General features: G+C 31.2%; 13 protein-coding genes. 4 read left to right on the top strand and 9 right to left on the bottom strand.

Translation table 11 applies throughout. The annotated features are described in order from the left end of the window. Positions 1-98: 98 nt before the first annotated feature. The 3 genes from rpoB to AB2B44_RS01075 all read left to right on the top strand — a co-directional run bounded on the left by rpoB (position 99) and on the right by AB2B44_RS01075 (position 8,753). Positions 99-3,908 (top strand): DNA-directed RNA polymerase subunit beta, encoded by a 3,810-nt coding sequence (gene rpoB / locus AB2B44_RS01085; protein ID WP_369047711.1) that lies wholly within the window; start codon positions 99-101, stop codon positions 3,906-3,908. Positions 3,909-3,998: 90 nt separating this feature from the next. Further along, entirely contained in the window at positions 3,999-8,273 is a 4,275-nt protein-coding gene (gene rpoC, locus AB2B44_RS01080) for a DNA-directed RNA polymerase subunit beta' (RefSeq protein WP_369047710.1), read from the top strand. Between the two features lie 165 nt (positions 8,274-8,438). After that, on the top strand, positions 8,439-8,753 hold the full coding sequence (locus tag AB2B44_RS01075) for a DUF3467 domain-containing protein (protein WP_369047709.1): 315 nt from the start codon (positions 8,439-8,441) through the stop codon (positions 8,751-8,753). 42 nt (positions 8,754-8,795) lie between these two features. On the opposite strand, the gene AB2B44_RS01070 is transcribed toward AB2B44_RS01075, so the two are convergent. The 5 genes from AB2B44_RS01070 to uvrA form a co-directional block, all read right to left on the bottom strand. Continuing rightward, positions 8,796-9,500: a DUF4369 domain-containing protein gene (locus tag AB2B44_RS01070; RefSeq protein WP_369047708.1), complete on the bottom strand. Its 705-nt coding sequence runs from the start codon at positions 9,498-9,500 to the stop codon at positions 8,796-8,798. 43 nt (positions 9,501-9,543) lie between these two features. Then, the gene (locus AB2B44_RS01065) at positions 9,544-10,851 is read right to left on the bottom strand and encodes a DUF819 domain-containing protein (protein ID WP_369047707.1); all 1,308 of its coding nucleotides are present in this window, start codon (positions 10,849-10,851) and stop codon (positions 9,544-9,546) included. Positions 10,852-11,003: 152 nt separating this feature from the next. Next, positions 11,004-12,947: a sensor histidine kinase gene (locus tag AB2B44_RS01060; RefSeq protein ID WP_369047706.1), complete on the bottom strand. Its 1,944-nt coding sequence runs from the start codon at positions 12,945-12,947 to the stop codon at positions 11,004-11,006. 4 nt (positions 12,948-12,951) lie between these two features. Next, positions 12,952-13,665 carry a response regulator gene (locus AB2B44_RS01055; RefSeq protein WP_369047705.1) on the bottom strand — a complete coding sequence of 238 codons (714 nt, stop codon included), beginning with the start codon at positions 13,663-13,665 and terminating at the stop codon, positions 12,952-12,954. A gap of 140 nt (positions 13,666-13,805) precedes the next feature. Next, entirely contained in the window at positions 13,806-16,592 is a 2,787-nt protein-coding gene (gene uvrA / locus AB2B44_RS01050; RefSeq protein WP_369047704.1) for an excinuclease ABC subunit UvrA, read from the bottom strand. 353 nt (positions 16,593-16,945) lie between these two features. Here uvrA and AB2B44_RS01045 point away from each other — a divergent pair, with 353 nt between their 5' ends. Beyond that, a complete protein-coding gene (locus tag AB2B44_RS01045; RefSeq protein ID WP_369047703.1) occupies positions 16,946-17,530 on the top strand; it encodes an RNA polymerase sigma factor in 585 nt (194 codons plus the stop codon). 244 nt (positions 17,531-17,774) lie between these two features. Here AB2B44_RS01045 and AB2B44_RS01040 read toward each other — a convergent pair whose 3' ends face one another. The 4 genes from AB2B44_RS01040 to AB2B44_RS01025 form a co-directional block, all read right to left on the bottom strand. After that, positions 17,775-18,593 (bottom strand): DUF1853 family protein, encoded by an 819-nt coding sequence (locus AB2B44_RS01040; protein WP_369047702.1) that lies wholly within the window; start codon positions 18,591-18,593, stop codon positions 17,775-17,777. 160 nt (positions 18,594-18,753) lie between these two features. Continuing rightward, positions 18,754-20,973, bottom strand: a complete 2,220-nt coding sequence (locus AB2B44_RS01035) for an oligopeptide:H+ symporter (RefSeq protein ID WP_369047701.1) — start codon at positions 20,971-20,973, stop codon at positions 18,754-18,756. 15 nt (positions 20,974-20,988) lie between these two features. Continuing rightward, entirely contained in the window at positions 20,989-22,557 is a 1,569-nt protein-coding gene (locus AB2B44_RS01030; RefSeq protein ID WP_369047700.1) for a peptide MFS transporter, read from the bottom strand. Between the two features lie 10 nt (positions 22,558-22,567). Continuing rightward, positions 22,568-24,772: a S9 family peptidase gene (locus AB2B44_RS01025; protein WP_369047699.1), complete on the bottom strand. Its 2,205-nt coding sequence runs from the start codon at positions 24,770-24,772 to the stop codon at positions 22,568-22,570. Positions 24,773-25,009: the final 237 nt, after the last annotated feature.

The following is a 25,009-nucleotide window of genomic DNA, read 5'->3' as shown; positions in this document are numbered from 1 at the left end:
AATAATTGATATTTAATCAATTAAAGCAATGATAAATTGCAATATTGAACCGCAAGGTTTCAAAAAATAATATTTTTAATTTAAAAATAGCATCTCTTTTGGCAACGATAAACACTACTGAGAGAATTAATTTCGCATCTTCTAGGCTAGGAGCTGATTATCCTGATTTTTTAGACATTCAGGTAAAATCTTTTCAAGATTTTTTTCAACTACAAACTAAAGCAGAAGAGCGAGGAGAAGAAGGTTTGTACAAAACCTTTATGGATAACTTTCCAATTACAGACACTCGTAATCAATTTGTATTAGAATTTTTAGACTATTTTGTTGATCCACCAAGGTATAGCATTCAAGAATGTATCGAGCGTGGTTTAACCTATAGTGTGCCTTTAAAAGCAAGGTTAAAGCTTTACTGTACCGATCCAGAACACGAAGATTTTGAAACAATTGTTCAAGATGTGTATCTAGGTACAATTCCTTATATGACCAACTCAGGTACCTTTATAATTAATGGTGCAGAAAGAGTTGTGGTATCGCAATTACACCGTTCACCAGGGGTGTTTTTTGGGCAATCTTTTCACGCAAACGGAACCAAATTATATTCAGCAAGGGTAATACCTTTTAAGGGTTCTTGGATTGAATTTGCTACCGATATCAATCAAGTAATGTATGCTTATATTGATAGAAAGAAAAAATTACCTGTAACTACATTATTCAGAGCCATTGGTTTTGAAAGAGATAAAGATATTTTAGAAATTTTTGATTTAGCAGAAGAAGTAAAAGTTTCTAAAGCAGGATTAAAAAAAGTATTAGGGCGTAAATTAGCCGCTAGAGTGCTAAAAACATGGCACGAAGATTTTGTTGATGAAGATACAGGAGAAGTAGTGTCTATTGAGCGTAACGAAATTATTTTAGATCGTGACACTATTTTAGATAAAGAGCATGTCGAAGAAATTATCGAATCAGGTGCAAAAACAATTTTATTGCACAAAGAAGATAATCAAATGGCCGATTATGCTATTATTCATAACACTTTACAAAAAGATCCTACCAACTCAGAAAAAGAAGCGGTAGAACATATATATCGTCAATTACGTAATGCTGAACCACCAGATGAGGAAACAGCTAGAGGTATTATTGACAAATTATTCTTCTCAGAACAACGTTATAATTTAGGAGAAGTAGGTCGTTTTAGAATGAATACAAAACTTGGTTTAGAAGAAGATATCGACCAAAAAGTATTAACTAAAAACGATATTATAACCATTATTAAATACTTAATAGAGTTAATTAACTCTAAAGCAGAAGTAGATGATATTGATCACTTATCAAACCGTCGTGTTCGTACCGTTGGTGAGCAATTAGCAGGACAGTTTGGTGTAGGTTTAGCACGTATGGCGCGTACCATTCGTGAGCGTATGAATGTGCGTGATAATGAAGTATTTACACCTATCGATTTAATTAATGCAAAAACATTATCATCGGTAATTAATTCATTTTTTGGTACAAACCAGCTTTCTCAGTTTATGGATCAAACCAATCCATTAGCAGAGATTACACATAAACGTCGTTTATCAGCCTTAGGACCTGGAGGACTGTCTCGTGAAAGAGCAGGTTTCGAGGTTCGTGATGTACACTATACACATTATGGTCGTTTATGTCCTATTGAAACACCTGAAGGACCTAATATTGGATTAATTTCTTCATTAGCAGTATTTGCTAAAGTTAATAACTTAGGCTTTATTGAAACCCCATATAAAAAGGTGGAAAATGGAGTGGTTTCTGGTGAAAACCCTATATATCTTTCTGCAGAGGAAGAGGAAGGAATGAAAATAGCCCAATCTAACCTACCTGTAGCAAATGATGGTAAAATAGAAACTGAACGAGTTATTGCTCGTGAAGAGGGTGATTTTCCAGTAGAAACACCTGAAGCTATTAACTATATGGATGTGGCACCTAATCAAATTGCTTCTATTTCGGCATCGTTAATTCCGTTTTTAGAGCATGATGATGCTAACCGTGCCTTAATGGGATCAAACATGATGCGTCAAGCAGTACCATTATTACAACCCGAATCACCAATTGTAGGTACAGGGTTAGAACGTAGAGTTGCTAAAGATTCACGTATCTTAATAAATGCAGAAGGTACTGGAGTAGTAGAGTATGTTGATGCAAACACCATTACAATTAAATACGATCGCACAGAAGAAGAACGCTTAGTAAGTTTTGATTCTGATGAAAAATCGTATGATTTAATTAAGTTTAGAAAAACAAACCAAGGTACTAATATCAACTTAAAACCAATTGTTAAGGTTGGTGATAAAGTTGAAGAAGGCCAAGTTCTTTGTGAAGGTTATGCAACTCAAAAAGGAGAGTTAGCCTTAGGTAGAAATATGAAAGTAGCTTTTATGCCTTGGAAAGGGTATAACTTTGAAGATGCTATCGTAATTTCAGAAAAAGTAGTTCGTGAAGATATTTTTACCTCTATCCATATCGATGAGTATTCTTTAGATGTTCGCGATACTAAATTGGGTACAGAAGAATTAACCAATGATATTCCTAATGTTTCTGAAGAGGCAACAAAAGACCTTGATGAAAATGGAATGATTCGAATTGGTGCCGAAGTAAAACCTGGAGATATTTTAATTGGTAAAATTACACCAAAAGGAGAATCAGACCCAACTCCAGAAGAAAAATTATTGCGCGCTATTTTTGGTGATAAAGCAGGTGATGTAAAAGATGCGTCGTTAAAAGCCTCACCATCGCTAAGAGGGGTAGTAATTGATAAAAAATTATTTAAACGCGCTGTAAAAGACAAGCAAAAAAGAGCTAGAGATAAAGAAGCTATTGAAGTTTTAGAAGCTTCATATATTTCTAAATTCGAAAGTTTAAAAGATCGATTAGTTGAAAAATTATTTGGTTTAGTTAGCGGCAAAACATCGCAAGGTATTTTTAACGATTTAGGAGAAGAAGTTTTACCTAAGGGTAAAAAGTTTACTCAAAAAATGTTAAACTCTGTTGAAGATTTTACCCACTTAAATGGCGCTTGGACCACCGATAAAGATTTAAATAAGTTAATCGTTGATTTAGTACACAATTATAAAATTAAAGTAAACGATTTACAAGGAGTTTTACGACGTGAGAAATTTACTATTTCTGTTGGAGACGAATTACCTGCAGGAATTTTAAAACTAGCTAAAATTTACATTGCTAAAAAACGTAAGTTAAAAGTAGGTGATAAAATGGCGGGTCGTCACGGTAACAAAGGTATTGTAGCACGTATTGTACGTCAAGAAGATATGCCTTTCTTAGAAGACGGAACACCAGTAGATATTGTTTTAAATCCGTTAGGGGTACCATCGCGTATGAATATTGGTCAAATTTATGAAACTGTTCTTGGATGGGCAGGTCAAAAATTAGACAAAAAATACGCAACGCCAATTTTTGATGGTGCGTCATTAGATGAAATTAATAAATATACCGATGAAGCTGGAATACCTAGATTTGGTCATACTTATTTGTATGACGGTGGTACAGGTAAGCGTTTCGATCAACCTGCAACTGTTGGTGTAATTTATATGATTAAGTTAGGACACATGATTGAAGATAAAATGCATGCACGTTCTATAGGACCATATTCGTTAATAACGCAACAACCTTTAGGCGGTAAAGCACAATTTGGAGGTCAGCGTTTTGGAGAAATGGAAGTTTGGGCATTAGAAGCCTATGGTGCATCTAGTATTTTACGTGAAATTTTAACTGTAAAATCTGATGATGTTATGGGTAGAGCTAAAACCTACGAAAGTATTGTAAAAGGTGAAGCAATGCCAGAACCTGGTTTACCAGAGTCGTTTAATGTATTAATGCACGAACTAAAAGGTTTAGGATTAGACGTTAAACTAGAAGAATAATTTTAATAGTTGGTAGTTGCTAGTTACTAGCTTTTAGGTTTACCTAAAAACTAAAAAACTAAAAACCAAAGACTAAAGACTATAAAAGACATGGCAAGAAAAAACGAAAAGTACACCGTTAAAAAGTTTAATAAAATTTCAATTGGTTTATCATCACCAGAATCTATTTTAGAAGTTTCAAAAGGAGAGGTGCTAAAGCCAGAAACGATTAATTATCGTACACATAAACCAGAAAGAGATGGGTTGTTTTGTGAGCGCATTTTTGGTCCTGTAAAAGATTACGAATGTGCCTGTGGCAAGTATAAACGTATTCGTTACAAAGGTATTGTTTGTGATCGTTGTGGAGTAGAAGTTACCGAGAAAAAAGTACGTAGAGATAGAGTAGGGCATATTAACTTAGTAGTGCCTGTAGCTCATATTTGGTACTTCCGTTCGTTACCCAATAAGATGGGATATCTTTTAGGATTACCCTCTAAGAAATTAGATATGATTATCTATTACGAACGTTATGTGGTAATTCAACCAGGAGATGCTAAAAATGCCGAAGGAGAACCGTTACAAAAGTTAGACTTTTTAACAGAAGAAGAATATTTAGATATTTTAGATACCTTACCACAAGAAAATCAGTATTTAGAAGATACAGATCCTACTAAGTTTATCGCTAAAATGGGAGCTGAGTGTTTAATTGATTTATTAGCACGTATTGATTTAGATGAATTATCATATGAATTACGTCATAAAGCAAATACTGAAACTTCAAAACAACGTAAAACAGAAGCTTTAAAACGATTAAATGTTGTAGAATCATTTAAAGAGTCGCAAAAAAACAGAGAAAATAAACCTGAATGGATGATTATGAAAGTGATTCCGGTAATACCACCCGAATTACGTCCATTAGTGCCTCTAGATGGAGGCCGTTTTGCAACATCTGATTTGAATGATTTATACCGTAGAGTTATTATTCGTAATAATCGTTTAAAACGATTGATGGAAATTAAAGCTCCAGAAGTAATTTTACGTAATGAAAAACGTATGTTACAAGAATCAGTAGATTCATTATTTGATAACACACGTAAATCATCAGCAGTAAAAACAGAATCAAACAGACCATTAAAATCATTATCTGATAGCTTAAAAGGTAAACAAGGTCGTTTCCGTCAAAACTTATTAGGTAAGCGTGTTGATTATTCTGCTCGTTCAGTAATTGTGGTTGGACCAGAATTAAAATTATACGAGTGTGGATTGCCAAAAGATATGGCTGCTGAGTTATACAAACCTTTTGTAATTCGAAAATTAATTGAAAGAGGTATTGTTAAAACTGTAAAATCTGCTAAAAAAATAATAGATAAAAAAGAGCCTGTTGTTTGGGATATATTAGAAAACGTAATTAAAGGACACCCCGTTTTATTAAACCGGGCTCCAACCTTACACCGTTTAGGGATACAAGCTTTTCAACCTAAATTAATAGAGGGTAAAGCCATTCGTTTACACCCTTTAGTATGTACAGCGTTTAATGCCGATTTTGATGGTGACCAAATGGCGGTACACTTACCTTTAGGGCCTGAAGCAATATTAGAAGCTCAATTATTAATGTTAGCTTCTCATAATATCTTAAATCCTGCTAATGGTGCGCCAATTACAGTACCATCACAAGATATGGTTCTTGGGTTGTATTATATGACTAAAGAACGTAAGTCTACTAACGAAGTGCCTATTAAGGGTGAAGGTTTAATTTTTTATTCTCCAGAAGAAGTAACTATAGCTTTTAATGAAGAAAAAGTTGACTTAAATGCTAGAATTAAGGTTAGAACAAAAGATTTTAATGAAGCAGGAGAGTTAGTAACAAAAATTATAGAAACTACTGTTGGTAGAGTGCTATTTAATGAAGTAGTGCCAGAAGAAGCAGGCTATATTAATGAAGTTTTAACTAAAAAATCTTTACGAGGTATTATCGGTAAAATCTTAAAAGTTACAGATATTCCTTCTGTAGGGAAGTTTTTAGACGAAATTAAAAATATGGGATATAAATTCGCCTTTCAAGGTGGTTTATCATTCTCATTAGGTGATATTATTATTCCAGAAGAAAAACATGCCATGATTGCTGAAGCAAATAAAGAAGTAGATGGCATTGTTATGAACTATAATATGGGTATGTTAACCCAACAAGAGCGTTACAATCAAGTAATCGACGTTTGGGGTTCTACAAACAACCGATTAACAGAGTTGTCAATGAAACGCCTACGTGAAGACCAACAAGGGTTTAACTCAGTTTATATGATGTTAGATTCTGGAGCACGGGGTTCAAAAGAACAAATTCGCCAGTTAACAGGTATGCGTGGATTAATGGCAAAACCTAAAAAATCAACTGCGGGTGGTGGTGAAATTATTGAAAACCCAATTTTATCAAACTTTAAAGAAGGGTTATCAATTTTAGAATACTTTATTTCTACACACGGTGCGCGTAAAGGTCTTGCCGATACGGCTCTTAAAACAGCGGATGCAGGGTATTTAACACGTCGTTTAGTAGATGTTTCGCAAGATGTTATTATTAATGAAGACGATTGTGGTACATTACGAGGACTTGAAGTAACTGCTTTAAAGAAAAATGATGAAATTGCTGAGTCGTTAAGCGATAGAATTCAAGGGCGTGTAGCATTATATGATGTGTATGCTCCAGATTCTGACGAAGTTTTAGTAAAAGCAGGAGAAATCATTACAGGTCAGTTAGCCGATAAAATAGATAATGCAGGTGTTGATATGGTAGAGGTTCGTTCGGCTTTAACATGCGAATCTAAACAAGGTATCTGTGCAAAATGCTACGGACAAAGTTTGTCTACAGGTAAAAAAGTTCAAATTGGAGAAGCTGTTGGTGTAATTGCAGCACAGTCTATCGGAGAGCCAGGTACTCAGTTGACCCTTCGTACTTTCCACGTAGGTGGGGTTGCAGGAAATATTTCTGAAGAAAATAAACTCATCGCTAAATTTAACGGTAAAGTTAGAATAGAAGACTTACGTACTGTTAAAGGTAAAGATGCTGAAGGTAATAGTGCTGATATTGTAATTTCTCGTACAGCAGAAATTAAAATTTTAGACCCTAAAACAGAGGTGGTATTAAGTACTAACATTATACCATATGGTTCTGTAATTTTTGATAAAGATAGAACTACAGTTAAAAAAGGAGAAGCGATTTGTCAGTGGGATCCTTTTAATGGTGTTATCGTGTCAGAATTTAGTGGAGAAGTAAAATTTGATAATTTAGAACAAGGAATTAACTATACTGTTGAAATAGATGAACAAACAGGGTTCCAAGAAAAGGTAATTACGGATTCTAAAAACAAAAAAATTATTCCATCTTTAATTATTGTAGATAAAAAAGGAAATGCTTTACGTTCTTACAGTTTACCTGTAGGAGCGCATTTAATAGTTGATGATGGTGATACAATAGAAGAAGGTAAAGTTTTAGTTAAAATTCCACGTAAATCAGGTAAAGCAGGTGATATTACAGGAGGTTTACCAAGGGTGACAGAGTTGTTCGAAGCTCGTAACCCATCTAACCCTGCAGTAGTTGCAGAAATAGATGGTGTTGTTTCTTTTGGTAAAATTAAACGTGGTAACCGTGAAATAATTATAGAGTCTAAAACAGGTGAAATAAAGAAATATTTGGTAAAATTATCTAATCAAATTTTAGTTCAAGAAAACGACTTTATTAAAGCAGGTATGCCACTTTCTGACGGAGCTATTACACCAGATGATATTTTAAGTATTAAAGGTCCTTCTGCCGTACAAGAGTATTTAGTAAACGAAATTCAAGAAGTATATCGTTTACAAGGTGTGAAAATTAATGACAAACATTTTGAAGTTGTAGTACGTCAAATGATGCGTAAAGTTAAAATTATTGATTCTGGAGACACGTTATTTTTAGAAAATCAATTAGTGCATAAAAATGACTTTATCGAACAAAATGATGCTATCTACGGAATGAAAGTTGTAGAAGATGCTACAGATTCTGAAAACTTAAAAGTAGGTCAATTAATTACGGCGCGTCAATTACGCGATGAAAACTCATTGTTACGTAGAAATGATAAACAATTAGTAATAGCAAGAGATGCAGAACCAGCAACAGCTGAGCAAGTGTTACAAGGTATTACTAGAGCGTCGTTACAAACTAAATCATTTATCTCAGCGGCATCATTCCAAGAAACTACCAAAGTACTAAATGAAGCAGCTGTAAATGGTAAAGTAGATAGTTTAGAAGGCTTGAAAGAAAATGTAATTGTAGGTAAACGTATACCAGCAGGTACAGGAATGAGAGCTTACGAAAACTTAATTGTTGGTCCTAAAGACGAGATTGAACAAAGTTTATAATTACTAAGTTAAAAGACTTAGAAATTTATCATGAATGTAAACGTCATTGCGAACGAAGTAAAGTAATCTTTATATATTAAGGTTATGATATTTTTATCGGCAATGACGTTTTTTAATACCATAGAAGACTATTCTATATTTTTAAACTAAAAAACACAAAATAATATGGCAGATACTAATCAGAAAAATGAATCGCAATTAAATATAGAATTAGATCAAGACGTTGCTGAAGGAACCTATAGTAATTTAGCAATTATTAATCATTCAGTATCAGAGTTTATTGTAGATTTTATTAATATAATGCCAGGAGTGCCTAAAGCTAAAGTAAAATCGCGTATTATATTAACACCACAACATGCTAAACGTTTAGCCAAAGCATTGGCTGAAAATATACGAAAGTTTGAACAAGATCACGGCGAAATAAAAGACTACGAGCAACCGCCTGTACCGCTAAATTTTGGGCCTACAGGACAAGCCTAATAAAATACTTTAATTAGTGTATAAAAAATAGATGAAGAAATTTTATCTATTTTTTTTTGCTTTAATTTTGTCGATAAAATTTTGAAGCTTTTCACCATACAAAGAGTTTTTAACTTTGTTTGATAGCGAATTATTAATTGTATCTAATAATTTAATATTGGCATTTGTAAGTTCTGTTAAAGCAATATATGGGGCTACTTGACTGTTTTTATTATTTAGGGCAAATTGAGTGGTAAATAAATACCGTTTACGAATTAAATTTTGATAATCAATATCTAATTTTTGTATTAATTTCTGGTCTTTTGCTCTTTTAGCTTCTAAATCTTTTTTTATTAAATCTAAATATTCATTCGAAAATCGTTTGTTAAGTTGTAAAAAATTATTGTATACTTTTTGGTTTTCAGACCCTGTTATTTCGGGGTGTAAACCAAATTTTTTTAAATCATCATTTATGGTAATTTCACCTTTTTCACCAAAAAACATAATGCGTTTTTGGGTAACCTTATCATCAAGGGTTAAATAATATACCACAGGAGAAGTTATGTTGTCGGTTAATAAAAAATTACCATTACCCATTAATGTTAAAGAATCAACAGAAACTAATATTGTGTCTTTCATTTTTTGTAGGTATAAAGTACCTTTTTTTAATCCTTTAATTTGTCCTTTAACAATCATATTGCCTTCTTTTTTAGAAGAACAAGAAAAAATAGCAAAGGCAACTATCAAAAAAGCAATAATTTTTTTCATTGGTTTTTTAAAATTTTAAGAACTACAAATATGCAGAAACTTGTTAAACTTTCGAGGCTAATTCCATTAAAATTGTACAAAAAATTGCTCCAACAGTTCCAATAGCATAGCCTAAAACAGCTAATAATACCCCAACAGTAGCTAGCGAAGGGTGAAAGGCTTGAGCAACGATGGGAGCTGATGCTGCTCCACCAACATTAGCTTGACTGCCTACCGCTAAAAAGAAATAAGGAGCACGAATTAATTTAGCTACTAAAATTAATAATGCTGCATGAATAGTCATCCAAACTAAGCCAATAGCAATAAGCCCTACATTATCAAAAATTAAGGTTAAATCCATTTTCATACCAATGGTAGATACCAGTATATAAATAAAAATACTACCTATTTTACTAGCTTGAGCACCTTCGTAATTTTTAGCTTTAGTAAACGATAGTAATATGGCAACAATAGTTGAAATGCTAATTAGCCAAAAGAAACTAGAATCTAAAAACGATAAAATATTTCGCCATGTTTGCGATTGAATTTTAGCAACTATAGTACTAAAAAAAGAGCTTAAATACTTGGCTAAAAAATGCCCAAAACCAACTGTACCAAAAGCTATAGCTAACATAATAATATAATCGGTTAAAGTAGGCGTTCTTTTAACACTTTGTGTAAAATTAGAAACCCGTTGTTTTAAATTTTCTATAGCAGTAGTATCTGCTTTTAACCAATTGTCTATTTTGTTTTTTTTACCTATGCCAATTAATAAAATAGCCATCCAAATATTAGCAACTACAATATCAACAAATACCATTCCACCATATTTTGCAGAGTTATATTGGTAAATTTCGAGCATAGCAGTTTGGTTAGCGCCACCACCAATCCAGCTACCAGCAAGGGTTGATAAACCTCTCCAGACGGCATCAAATCCAACGCCACCAACAGTTTCTGGCGAAATCGCTGAAATTAATAAAATAGCAATAGGACCGCCAATAATAATACCAACAGTTCCTGTAAAAAACATAATTAAGGCTTTAGAGCCTAAATTAGAGATAGCTTTTAAATCAATACTAAGGGTCATTAAAACTAGCGCAGCGGGTAATAAAAACCTGCTGGCTACATAATATAATTGCGATTTGTTTTTTATAACTTCTCCAATAGCATTTTTAGTTTCCCATTCGGGCGAAATAATACCCAAGGTAGTACATAAAGCAGGTATAAAATATGCCATAAATAAACCTGGAACTATTTTGTAAAATTTGTGCCAAAATCCAGAAGTTTTCGATTCGGTATAAAAAACAAAACCTAACGAAATCATTAAAACACCAAATATAACGGCATCATTAGTAAAAATAGGGGTTTTCATGTTTATTTGTTTTATGCTAAATCTAATTTTTTCAGTTTTTTACTCATGGCATACGACAGGGGAAGATACAACAAAATAAAAAAACACTTAGTTATATCTAATAATACGTTTAGGATTTATATACTTTTGTTAAAAACTACATTTACTTATTTTTAGTATGAAGATTTATCTATAAAATCAAAAGATACTTCCATACCATTACTAGAAGAAGCAAATTTTGCGTCGCTGCCTAATTGATTTATAAGTCTTTTTATTAAATAGATACCCATAGATTTTGTTTTTTTGTTTACATCAAATCCAACTCCGTTATCGGTATATTTAAAAAATAATTTATCGTTGTTTCTCGTAAAAAAAATAGCGATAATATTGTTTTTGTCTTTATTTATAAAAGCATATTTGTATGAGTTGGTCACTAATTCATTAATTATTAATCCAATAGTTACGGTTTGGTCTATATGGATAAATATGTTTTCTTGTATGTTTAATTTAAACTCAACGTTTTTGTTTTGATCGTAAAAAGTTTTTAAGTCTAAAACTATTTCATTAATATATTCGTCTAAATGTATTGTATTTAAGTTATTGTTGTTGTCGTAAAGTTTATGGTGTATTTTAGAGAGTACAGCAATTCTATTAATAGAATGCTGAATGGTTTCTTTAGCTTTTTCACTTTTAATACTTTTTAACCGCATGGTTAGCAAACTTTTAATGGTTTGTAGGTTGTTTTTTACTCGATGTTGTAGTTCTTTAAGTAAAATATTTTTTTCTTCTAAGTTTGATTCAATTATGTTTTTTTGAGAAGAAATTATTTTTGTTTGTTTCTTTTTTTGATAAAAGAAATAAACCAATATTAATACGGTAACAATAGCTAAACTAAATAAAGCCACATATAAATGGAGCTGTTTTTTTGTGTTTATGTTTTCAGATTTTATAGCTTTAATTTCATGTAATTTTTCGATTATAGAAAACTCTAAATCTAAAAAATTTATGAGCGTTTTATTAAGATCCAATTTTTTGTTCGTAATAACAGAATCGTTTATTTTATTATATAGTTCAGTATATAAGTTGACAGAGTCTGTTACTTTTAACCCTTTGTAATATTGTTTTTTAAGATTGTAATATTTTAGGCGGTCGTTATAAATAAAAAGGCTATCTATATATATTTTTGCTAATTTGTAGTTTTTTAATTTTAAATAACAATCAGCAACTTGCTCCCAGTAGTATTTTTCTCCGTACCATTTAGAACTGGAACCTTTGTAAAATATTTTAGCAGATTTTTGTTCTTCATTAAGAAAAGTGATAGCTTTTTTATAATTACCATATTTTTTATAACAATCACCAATATTTCCTTTTATTAAGCCAACCCAAAATAGCACTTCTTTTTCTCTTTTGCTATTTTTTTTGTAGGGTGCTTCTTTTTTGTAATCTAATATTAAGTCTAGTGCTTTATTATAATAATAAAATGCAGAATCTATTTGATTGTCTTTTTGAAAGTAAAACCCAATGTTATTTGTATGTTGTGCCCAATTGTATTTAGTTTGTTTTGTTTGGTCTAAACTGTTAATATACACTCTATAACTTTTCAGGGCTCTTTTTGGCAATCCCATTTTAGAATATAACCTGTAGAATTGATACATTTCGACATTACAATATTTGGTTTTTTGCTTAATAATTTCTAGCAAGTTTTGTATGTCTGCTTCTTTCTCGTAATTGTTTCCTAATAGGTATAAAAGGTCACAAGTGAGCGATTCAGAGTAAAAATCTTGTTTGTTTTCTAGTAAGTAGTTTGCTATTTTGTTAGATTCTTTATATTGTTCTGAATCAGAGTATAGTTTTGCTAAAATATAATTAATATAGGTGACGTCTTCAGTATTTTTTTTATACTTTTTAAGTTCGTTTTTGAAATAAAGAATCCATTGTTGTTCCGTTTTTATAGCCGTTTTTTTGCGGATACTTAAAAAATAGACTGCTTTATTTTTGTATAGTTTTTCTTTTTTAAAATTAGCATATTTTATAGAATCTTCAGGATTAAGTTGTGCAAAAAGGGCTAAGTTTAAGAAGAAAAATAAGGGGATAATATGTATGCTTTTTATGTGCATTAAATCAGTACTTATTTAGTAGTGATTTGATAATAGGTTTAAATTCTTTTGAAATGGGTATTTTTTCATTATTAATAAAAACATATCCAGAACTAAAACTGTCTAAATAATTAATATTTATAATATACGATTTGTTACACTTATAAAAATTATTAGGTAATTTTAAAATTATGTTTTTTAAAGTAGATCGTAAAATATGCTTTTTATTGTTAATAGTATGTATTTCTAAATAAACGTTGTCAGATTTTATATAGGTAATGTTTTTAATTAATATTTTGCAATAAATATTTTTGTTTTTAATAAAAAAACTGTCTTTAAAAAAATGCTTTGTGGTGTCTTTTGCATTGTAGTTTGCTAAAGCTAGTTCTATGGCTGTATATATGTTGTTTTTGTCAAAAGGTTTTACTAAGTAAGCATATGGAAAAGTTTTTGTTGCTTCTTCAATGGTTTCACTGTCAGAATTTGAGGTTAAATAAATAAAAGGAATTTTATAGTTGGCATTTATGTAGTTGGCTAAGTCAATTCCTGTTTTTTTAGTTGCCAAAAAAACATCAAGAAACACTAAATCGATAATGTTATTTTCTAATGATTCTAAAGCTTTTTCAAAAGAGATAACTTTGTCAATTACATTATATCCAATTTCTTGCAGCGTAGATTCAAGGTCGTCAGCTATAATTACATTATCTTCAACAATTAAAATGTTGATATTTTTTCCCATTTAATTTTTAATTTAAGTTTATTAAGACAAGCTAAAGATAAGAAATAAGCTTTAAACTGTAAAATATGACTAAAAAAAACATCCCCTAAAAGTGTTTTTTCTGTTGTTTATTTATTAATTATTTTTAACTAGGTATAATTTTAAAGTTTGCTTTTCAAATAATAACCAGTATATGATTTTTTGTTTTTTATAAGCTCTTCTGGGGTTCCGCTAAAAATAAGATTTCCTCCTTTTTTACCTCCTTCTAAACCTAAATCGATAATATAATCAGCGCTTTTAATTAATTCGAGGTTATGTTCAATTACAATTATAGAATGTCCTTTTTCAAGAAGTGAGTTAAACGAGGTTAGCAGTTTTTTAATGTCGTGAAAATGTAAGCCTGTAGAGGGTTCGTCAAAAATAAACAAGGCCTTGTCTTTTGTGTTTCCTTTAGTTAAAAAAGAACCTAGTTTTATGCGTTGTGCTTCTCCACCAGAAAGTGTAGAAGATGATTGCCCTAATTGTATATACCCTAAACCAACATCTTGCAGGGGTTGTAGTTTTTTTGCGATTTTAGAAGCTGAGTTTTTTGTGAAAAAAGTAATAGCATCATCAATTGTTAAATTTAAAACATCATTAATTGATTTGTTAGCAAATTTTACGGCTAAAACTTCTTTTTTAAAGCGTTCTCCATTACAGGTTTCACATTTTAAATGTACATCAGCCATAAATTGCATTTCTATTGTAACTTCTCCTTCTCCTTTACAAACTTCGCATCTTCCACCTTCTACATTAAATGAAAAATGTTTAGGTTTATAGTTTCTGATTTTTGATATTTTTTGATTTGAAAACAAGGTTCTAATATCATCATAAGCCTTTATATAGGTAACAGGGTTAGAACGCGAAGAGCGCCCTATAGGATTTTGGTCGATAAACTCAATATGTTTTAGCGTATTGCTATTTTCGGTTATTTTAGTGTGTTGTCCAATTTTGTTTCCATACCCAATTATTTTTTTCTGCATGGCAGGATATAAAATATTTTTTATTAAGGTACTTTTTCCACTGCCCGAAACCCCTGTTACTACGGTGAGTGTATGTAATGGAAAGGTAATATCAATATTTTTTAAATTATTTTCACGAGCTCCAGTAATTTGTATCTTTTCGCTAGATTTTCTTCTTTTTTTGGGAATTTCAATAGTTAGTTCTTCGTTTAGGTATTTAGCTGTTAATGAGTTAGATTTTAAAATTTCATCAAAAGTGCCTTCTGCAACAATATTGCCTCCGTGAGTACCTGCTTCAGGACCAATATCGATAATATAATCAGCAGCACGCATAATATCTTCATCGTGTTCTACTACAATTACAGTATTACCCAAATTGCGCAGGTTTTTTAGCACATCAATTAATTTTTCAGTATCTTTTGGGTGTAAGCCTATACTAGGTTCATCTAAAATATACATAGAACCAACCAATGAGCTTCCTAGTGAAGTAGCTAGATTAATACGTTGACTTTCACCGCCTGAAAGAGTATTTGAAGTTCTATTTAGCGTTAAATAATTTAGACCAACATTGGTTAAAAACTGTAATCGACTATTGATTTCGGTAAGTAATCGTTTTGCAATTTTTTTTTCGTACGAGGTTAAAGTTATCTTTTTAAAAAAAGCAGCTAATTCATCTAGAGGAAGTGTAACTAAGTCAGCGATTGTTTTTTTGTTAATTTGCACATAGTTGGCTTCTTTTCGTAATCGTTTGCCATTACAGGTAGTGCATCGAGTTTTACCACGGTAACGTGATAACATTACTCTGTTTTGTATTTTATAACTTTTTTCTTCTAAGGTTTTAAATAAATCAGCTATTCCTTTAAATTTTTTTGTTCCATCCCAAACTAACTGTTGTTGTTTTTCGGTAAGTTCAAACCAAGGTTTGTGAATAGGGATTTGATAAGCTTCAGCATTTAAAATTAAATCAGTTTTGTATTGTTTAAAACTATCTGTTTTAAAAGGGAAAATTGCGTCTTCATAAATTGATAATCCTGTATTAGGTATTACTAATTTTTCGTCTATGCCCACTACACTGCCATAACCCTCACAAGTAGGACATGCACCGTACATATTGTTAAAACTAAATAAGTGAGTGTTGGGTTCTAAAAAAGAAATTCCATCTAATTCAAACTTATTGCTAAACTCATTTATTTTAGTTGTTTCTAAATTTTCAATATAGCAAACCCCTTTACCTTCAAAAAAAGCAGTTTGTATAGCGTCGGCTAAACGATTGTAAAAGTCTTCATTGCTTGTGGTAACAATTCGATCAACTACTAAAAATAATTCATCATTATTGTATTCTTTTATAGGAAATTCAGTTATTTTTAAAACTTTATTTTTATACTTTAATCGGGCATATCCTTGTTGAGTTAGTATTTGCAATACAGCTTTTATATTTTTGTTTTTGCCAATGTTTATTGGAGCTAAAAGCAATAATTTTACACCGTCATTAATTGTTTTTACAAAATTAATTACATCGGTAACAGTGTGTTTTGTTACTTCGTTTCCAGAAATAGGAGAAAAAGTTTTGCCTATGCGTGCATAAAGTAATTTAATATAATCATAAATTTCTGTAGAGGTGCCAACGGTAGAGCGAGGATTTGTTGCATTTACTTTTTGTTCAATGGCAATGGCAGGAGCTATGCCTTTAATATAATCTACTTTAGGTTTATTTAATTTTCCTAAAAATTGGCGTGCGTAAGATGATAAGCTTTCTACATAACGCCTTTGCCCTTCAGCATATAAAGTGTCAAAAGCTAATGTTGATTTTCCAGAGCCTGAAAGCCCTGTAATAACAACTAATTTATTACGCGGAATAACAGCGTCAATATTTTTTAAATTATGAAGTTTAGCTCCTTTTATAATAATATTGTTCTTAGGATTTATTGTAGAAATATCAGTTTTCAATCGAATTATTTAATTTAAAGATTTGAGATTATATCCAACTAATGAAAAATAGTTTTTATAGCTAAGTAAAGCTTACTTTTTTTATTCAAATTTTAGCTATTTTAAGATATAAAAATAGGCTCTAAAATACTATTTTTTGAAATAATAATAAGTTTATTTTATATAAATAAAAGACACTTTTTGTTTTAAAATACTAAGAGAGTGATTATAATATTTGGATATATAAAAAAAAAAGAGCATCTTTGTTAATAATTCATATTAAATCAAAACGCTTATAGGCAAAAAATTACTTTAAACCATTATATATTAATAATAATCAAAAAAGCACTCCGCTTTTTTTAAAGTAGTTTCATATGCGTAATGATGTAGTTAGCGATAGTATTTTAGTTAGTAATTATATTGGAGGAGACGAGGGCGCTCTTGCCATTTTAATTAATCGCCATAAGGGGCAATTATATAACTTTATTTATAGTAAAATACAAGATAAAGATCTTACTGAAGATATTTTTCAAGACACTTTTGTTAAAGTGATACGAACCTTAAAAAAAGGTAATTATAATGAAGAAGGAAAATTTTTGCCTTGGGTAATGCGTATTTCGCATAATTTGGTCATTGATTATTATAGAAAATCAAATCGGATGCCCATTTTTAGAAATACAGAAGAGTTTGATATTTTTTCAATATTAAGTGACAATGAGTTAGATACTGAAAAAAAAATGGTGAAAGAGCAAATTTTGATAGATGTTAAAGAGTTGGTTGAGGAATTGCCTGAAGACCAAAAAGAAGTTTTAAAAATGCGTATTTATATGGATATGAGTTTTAATGAAATTTCTGAAAATACAGGGGTAAGTATTAATACAGCCTTAGGAAGAATGCGTTATGCACTTATTAATTTGAGAAAAATTATTGAGAAAAATAAAATAATATTGATGACATAACAATAAATATACCTGTAATAACGTTAGATAGTTGTAATCAATAAAAAACGTTTATGGTGCAACTCTACTCTAAAAAGTCATCCAATCAAAGGATGCAACCCAAAAAAGAAACAATTCAATTTTTACTAGATTTTTCACAATCATTAAAAGTGGTAAAAACGAAATCGGATGATTTTATTGAATTAAACTTGAATTAATAAAATAATAGAAACAAAAGGCCTCGACAAAAGTTGAGGCTTTTTTTTCACCACCAAATAATAAAAAACTTAAATAATTCACCATTAGGCTTTTTAAGCCAACACAGAGGAGTATTTTTTTCATCTAAAAAAACGTCAACAGCATTTGTAAAATGGTTAAAAGTTAACCAATTTACATGCGAATAGGGTTTTACTAACCAGTTGTGTTTATTAGGTATGTAAAACTTACAGTTGTTAAATTGTTGAAGTTGTTTAGGTTTAATATAAAACCCATAAATGCATTGGTTATTTATTGTTATAAATGAAAAAGGAGGTTTGTAGTGTGAAAGAGGTACAAACAATTGTGCTTTAAAATACACATATTGTTTGAATTTTGATGAGTTTAACCCCAAACTTTGTAAATATTTTTCGCACTCGGCACTATAGAGTAGGGGTAGTTGCTTTTTTTTTAACTTGGTGAGTTTTTGTATTAGAGTGTCTTGTTTATTAGGGCCTATCCAACAAGTTAACTCATCTTTTTTAGTTGTGTCTAATAAATAGAATTTATAAACAATTTCTAAATGAATTGGTTTATTTTGTTGTGTAAAAATACAATCTAATTCACCTAATGTTATATTGTTTTGTTTAATTTGAATGTTCTCGGCTAATATTTTAATAGACGGATTTTGTTCTAGTTCAAACGAGACAAAGCGTTCGACCAATTTGCCTAATCGTAGTTTTTGTAAATTTTTTGCGTTATATGTACTTGTTTTTATAGGTGTGTTTTCAAACTGTTCTAAACCAAAAAAATCTTTTTTCTGCCACAGAAATGGGGTTTGTGAAAATCCCTGATATTGTAATTGTATGCTTTTTATTTTTTGAGACATAAAAAATATAACTATTTCCGCATGAATTTGAGGGGTAAAAAATAATTTAAAGATATCAAAAGCTTTAAAGCCTTTGATATCTTATATTTTTATGTATTAATCTGAGTTGTTATATTTTCTCTATAAAAAAAGAAGAAGAGGGGGATAGTTTATCTTAAAATTACTTAACCCCGTGCATTAATTTTTTAATTATTGGGGTGGTTATAAAAGCCAATATACTTAGTGCTACAGATACAATGGTAAGGTACCAAAAAAAGGTGCTTAAGCCCGCTTCTTGTGATACTTTTTCTGAATATTCACCAAACAAACCTGCTAATTTCATACCAATAGCAACAGCTAAATACCACACGCCAAACATAATGGCTATCATGCGTCCAGGTACTAATTTGCTAACATACGAAAGCGCAACTGGCGATACACATAATTCGCCCATTGTGTGAAACAAGTATACTAAAATCAACCAAATTATACTTACAGAAGCTGTTTTTGCTCCAGCAGGTATACTACCCGCTCCAATAGCAATTACCGCCATTCCTAAACCTAATAACAACATACCAATAGCATATTTACCATTGGCTGTAGGGTTATATTTGCTTTCCCACCAACGAGAGAAAAATGGGGCTAAAGCTATAATAAACAATGAGTTAAGAATATTAAACCATGAAAAAGGAATTTCAACAGCGCTTTTCTTAGCGTTTACTACGGCATTTTTTCCAGATTTTGAGCCTGTTTTATTAAAATCGATACGATGGGTAATAAGTAAAGAAACAGGTTTGCCTATAGAGTAGTTATCTAATTTATTTTTGTCAATTTTTAATTCTTTTGTAAAGCTTCTGCCTTGTTGGTTTACCAGTTCAACAACAGCATTATTGGTCATAATACCTGCTCCAATTTTCTTTTCTTTTTTAATGCCTATAATTTTTCCATCGAAAACTTCACCACTTTCATTTCCGTCTATATATAAGGTATTGTTTTTGATGGTTTTTTCATTGTTTTCATTCGCAGTTTTGTTGTAAAAAGAAACATCTTCTATGTCAATTATCGGAATATTATCTCCATTTTTATATGGATTAGAAGAAACTACTTCGGCTGTTTTTTTAACGTCATTATTATTTAAATACGTTATTTCGTATGCTGCCGAATTATAATCGTTATGAACTTTCCAAATGGCAATACCCCAAATGATTAAAAAACTTAAGGCTAAAAATAGATTTGATAAAGGGTATTTAGTATATGTTTTTTGAAAAAGCCTAAATAATACATACGATATAATTGCTAACGGAACAAGTGTCATTAATGCATCTACTATTTTAAAAATAATACCCGCATCTTCTGTTAAAATTCGTTGTGTATAGTCTCTTGCAAATAGCGTTAATGAACCTGGTGCTTGTTCAAAAACTGCCCAAAAAAATATGGTTATAAAAGCAAAAAAGATAATGGCTAACATGCGATCTCTTACTACGGGTAAATACTTAGGTATTCGTATAGCAAGTAGTGTAATAAATAATACTAAAGCAGTTAGTATAACAATCGTGTTTCCGTCCCAACTACCAATATTAAAACTAAATAGACTTTTTTCGCCTTCGGTAATTTTAGAAATAGGATCGTTAAACACCCATAGTAACCCAAGAATTGAAGAAATAATTACAAGTACTTTTTGTATAGGTGTATACGGATTGTAACCTTCTATGGTTTCTTTGTTTTTAGGTTCTTTACCTAATTCAACTAAGTCGATATTTTTCTTTTGTGGTTTTAAGCCTACATCGCCAAAAATATTTTGTGCGAACCAAAATTGTAGCAAGCCAAATAACATAAAAATACCAGCTAAACCGAAGCCCCAAGACCAACCTACCTTTTCGCCAAGATATCCGCAAAGCATAATTCCGAAAAAGGCACCTGCATTTACCCCCATATAAAAAATGGTATATGCACCGTCTTTTTTTTCAGGCACATCATTATACATTTCAGAGATTATAGAGGTCATGTTAGGTTTAAAAAATCCGCTACCAAATACAAGTAAAGTTAATCCTAAGTAAATGAAAAATGGACTTTCTAAAGCCATTGAACCATGCCCTAAGGTCATTAATAAAGCACCGACTACTACAGCCCATCGATATCCAATAACGTTGTCGGCAAAATAACCGCCAATCATTGTAGATAAATAAACAAGAGCTGTATATGTGCCAAAAATAGCCAAGGCGTGTTCTTTTGGCCATCCCCAACCCATGTCTAAAACTGAAGCTGAGAAAAATGCTACTAATAATATACGCATACCGTAGTACGAAAAGCGTTCCCACATTTCGGTAAAAAACAAGACAAATAATCCTGCGGGATGCCCCATGACTTTAGTGTCGAAAAAATTTTGTTGTGATGTATTCATGTGTTTTGTGGTTTTTTAGTCTGCTAATTCAAAACCTTCAGCTTCTTGATCGCCTAGGTCTTTTTCGTTGTCTTCTGCACCGTGAGTTAATCTTTTAAGGGGTTTAAGTAGTGCGATTACTAAAAGTCCAAAGATAACAGTAAAAATGGTTATTCCGCTAAAAATAGTGAACTCGCCATATTTTGATGCATTTTCTCCAATTAATCCTGCTACTTTATTACCTAATCCTGTAGAGGCAAAATATAATCCCATCATTAACGAAGCATATCGTACAGGGGCTAATTTAGTTACAAACGATAACGAAACAGGAGAAGAACAAAGCTCTCCAATAGTGTGAAAAAAGTAAGCTAATACGAGCCAATACATAGAAGAAGAGCCGTTAGCTGTATAGTCTTTTGCTGCAAAAACCATAAAAACAAAACCTAGCCCCATAATAATTGTTCCAGTAGCCATTTTAAATAACGAAGAGGCTTCTTTGTTTTTAAGTTTTCTTTTTGCCCAAAAATTAGCCACCGTTACAGCAAATAATATTATAAACCCAGCATTTAAGCTTTGAAACCAAATAGTGGGTATTTCCCAACCAAATAATACTCTGTTGGTTTTGTTTTCAGCGTATAGGTTCATTAATCCGCCAGCTTGTTCAAAAGCTCCCCAAAATACAATAACAAGAAAAAATGATAGTAAAACCACTAAAAAACGATCTTTTTCTATTTGATTTCTTAAACTTTTATAAATCATCATTAACATACCAATAACTAATGATAAAAATACAAATAGTACGGCATAAGCCCAGTGGTCGATGTCGCTCATTTGAAATCCAGCGTAGTAAATAGATACAATAATGAGTGTAACCACAATAATTAATTGTTTGGGAGAGTGCATTAAATTGCTAAAAAGATGGGTTAAAGAAACTTGGTCTTTTTTTTCGTTTTCGGTAGTTTTGTTTCCTACATGAGTTAAGTATTTTTGACCGTATAGGTACACAATTAATCCTAAAAGCATTCCTATACCTGCTAGTCCAAAACCAGCATGCCAACCCCATTCTAAAACAACCAAGCCCACCAAAGTAGTTGCTAGTAATGAGCCTGTGTTAATTCCGATATAAAATATACTAAACCCTTTATCTCTTCTAATATCGTTTTTGCTATACAAGCCACCTACCATTGTAGAGATATTTGGTTTTAACATTCCAACGCCTAAGATAACTAATATTAAACCAGCGTAAAAAGCCGATACGGATTTGATGGCTAATATTCCATGCCCTAAAACCAATATGATAGCACCGATAAGTACCGATTTTTTTTGACCAAGAATTTTATCAGCAATCATTCCGCCAGGGATAGACATAACATACACCAACATGGTGTACCATCCGTATAGTTTAATAGCTTCAGAGTCGGTCCATCCTAATCCAGGACCTCGAGTATCTGTTAATTTAGCCGCCATATATAAAGACAAAAGTCCTCGCATGCCATAATACGAAAAACGTTCCCACATTTCTGTAAAAAAAAGTATATATAACCCTATTGGGTGGCCAAATAATTCTTTTTGGTTTGGTTGTTTGATGTTAGTAGATTTAGTCATAAATTTAAGTTTATTCTTTTGTTTTTTTGTGATTTTTACCTAAGTGTTTTTCAATAAATGCTGTTATTTTAGTATACAAGTTTAAACGGGTGTTTTTACCTTCGTAAATACCGTGTGTTCGATCGGGGTAAATGAAAAAGTCAAATTGTTTGTTGGCTCTGATTAAGGCATTTGCCATTTGCATAGCATTTTGTACATGTACATTATCGTCTCCAGATCCATGTATTAATAAATAATCACCCTTTAGTTTGTAGGCGTAGTTAATAGGAGAATTATCGTCATATCCACTAGGGTTTTCTTGAGGTGTTTCCATATATCGTTCGGTATAAACCGAATCGTAAAAACGCCATGAGGTAACTGGTGCCACAGCTATTGCCATACTAAAAACATCGTTTCCTTTTAAGATACAGTTCGTGCTCATAAATCCGCCAAACGACCATCCCCAAATACCAATATTATTTGCGTCAATATAAGGGCGTTTCCCTAATTGTTTGGCAACTTCAATTTGATCTTCAACTTCGTATTTTCCTAATTCTTTTTGGGTTATTTTTTTAAAATCACGCCCTTTAAATCCAGTTCCTCTACCATCTACACAGGCAACGATATACCCTTTTTGTGCTAACATGCTATACCAGTAATCGTCATTGTTAAGCCAAGTGTTTTTTACAGATTGAGAACCTGGTCCTGAGTATTGATATAATAATAATGGATATTTTTTATTTTTATCGAAATTTATAGGTTTTATCATCCACATATTTAAATCGTTTCCATTTATGTGAATGGTAGAAAACTCTTTCTGAGATATTTTATATGTAGAAACTTTTTGTTTAAGTTTAGCGTTGTCTTTAATAATTTTTACACGAGTACCATTGGCTTTGTATAAAGCATATATAGGTGGGGTTTTAACGTCTGAAAATTCATTGATAAAATAGCGCATGTTTTTACTAAATGAAGCGGTATTAGTACCATAGTCGCGACTAATTGTTTTTTTACCTGTTCCGTCTAACTTAATACGATACACATTTCTATTAATAGAGCCTCCTTCTGTAGACTGGTAATAAATGGTGTTTAACGCTTTATTAAACCCGTAATAATTGGTTACTTCCCAAGAACCTTTAGTAACTTGGTTTATTAGTTTTCCATCTGCGTTATAATGATAAATGTGGTTAAAGCCATCTTGTTCGCTAGTCCAAATAAAACTGTTGTCTTCTAAAAAAGTTAAATTGTCTTGTACATTTACATAAGCTTTGTCTTTTTCATTTAAAATAACTTTAGCTTTTCCATTAGTAGCATTAACAAAATATAATTTTAAATCGTTTTGATGGCGATTTAAAGTTGTTACTGATAAAGTGTTAGGCATATTTGTCCATTGTATTCTCGGAATATATTCGTACGAATCAACGGCTAGTTTTTTTGTAGTATTGCTAGTTAAATTATATAAGTGTAATGATACAATTGAATTTTTTTCTCCTGCCTTAGGATATTTAAATACTTGTTGGCTTGGATATAACTGGTTACCGTATATATCCATTGAAAAGGTAGGTACATCAGTTTCATTAAAACGTAAAAAAGCAATGTAATTGCTATTGTTACTCCATTCAAAGGCTTTTACAAAGCTAAACTCTTCTTCGTACACCCAATCGGTGGTTCCGTTAATAATGGCGTTTATTTTTCCGTCAAAAGTTACTTGTGTAATTTTTTTAGTTTCTAAGTTTTTTACAAACAGATTATTATTTTTAGCATACGCTATTTTTTTATTGTCAGGTGAAAAAGAGGGTTGCTGAATGTCTTTATCGATTAACGTGAGTTTTTTTGAAGCAATATCATAACAGTAGTAAGTGCCTTTAAATGAATGGCGATAAATTTTTTTAAAGTTGGTGCCTAAGATTAACTTTGTTTCGTTATTGTTAAAAGAGTAAGAAGAGAAGTAGTGTAAACTGTCAAGATTTTGACCATCTACAATAGTAGCCACTTTTTCTAAGGTTTCGTAGCTGTATTTATCTACGCTAGTCGATTTAGTAATTTCATTATAATTTAATAATGAATAAAAATCACCATTCATAGGGTTTAAGGCAGTCATGCCTTCTGGGTAAAAGCTACCGTTCCAAATTTTTTCTAAAGTAATTTCTTTGGTTCCTGAGGAGGTTGGAGGGGTGTTTTTTTCTTTAAATGAAAGTAAAAAAGTAAAAAATGCTAAAAAAAACAGTTTTTTCACATAAATAAATTTGAGTTAAACATCTAAATTATAGCGCGTTGAAATCTTAATTAAAATAGCCAAGCCAACTATAATTTTATTTATTTTTTAATGAGTCAATCAAGTAGATTTACTACACTTAGTTGTAGAAATTCATTAAAAAAGCTAACTTTATTAAAAACAGTATTGTTTTTTTTAAAGTTTGCCAAGTTTACGGAAAAAAACATTAAATACATCCTATTTTAACACAAATCTATA

It is taken from the genome of Tenacibaculum sp. UWU-22 (assembly GCF_041021355.1).
GTDB lineage: Bacteria > Bacteroidota > Bacteroidia > Flavobacteriales > Flavobacteriaceae > Polaribacter.
This window is presented reverse-complemented; position numbering and strand designations above follow the sequence as displayed.

Bases quoted from the DNA above. Each gene is read 5' to 3' on its own strand.
- rpoC (WP_369047710.1), top strand. From the start codon at position 3,999: ATGGCAAGAAAAAACGAAAAGTACACCGTTAAAAAGTTTAATAAAATT.
- AB2B44_RS01075 (WP_369047709.1), top strand. From the start codon at position 8,439: ATGGCAGATACTAATCAGAAAAATGAATCGCAATTAAATATAGAATTA.
- AB2B44_RS01070 (WP_369047708.1), bottom strand. From the start codon at position 9,500: ATGAAAAAAATTATTGCTTTTTTGATAGTTGCCTTTGCTATTTTTTCT.
- AB2B44_RS01065 (WP_369047707.1), bottom strand. From the start codon at position 10,851: ATGAAAACCCCTATTTTTACTAATGATGCCGTTATATTTGGTGTTTTA.
- AB2B44_RS01060 (WP_369047706.1), bottom strand. From the start codon at position 12,947: ATGCACATAAAAAGCATACATATTATCCCCTTATTTTTCTTCTTAAAC.
- AB2B44_RS01055 (WP_369047705.1), bottom strand. From the start codon at position 13,665: ATGGGAAAAAATATCAACATTTTAATTGTTGAAGATAATGTAATTATA.
- AB2B44_RS01045 (WP_369047703.1), top strand. From the start codon at position 16,946: ATGCGTAATGATGTAGTTAGCGATAGTATTTTAGTTAGTAATTATATT.
- AB2B44_RS01040 (WP_369047702.1), bottom strand. From the start codon at position 18,593: ATGTCTCAAAAAATAAAAAGCATACAATTACAATATCAGGGATTTTCA.
- AB2B44_RS01035 (WP_369047701.1), bottom strand. From the start codon at position 20,973: ATGAATACATCACAACAAAATTTTTTCGACACTAAAGTCATGGGGCAT.
- AB2B44_RS01030 (WP_369047700.1), bottom strand. From the start codon at position 22,557: ATGACTAAATCTACTAACATCAAACAACCAAACCAAAAAGAATTATTT.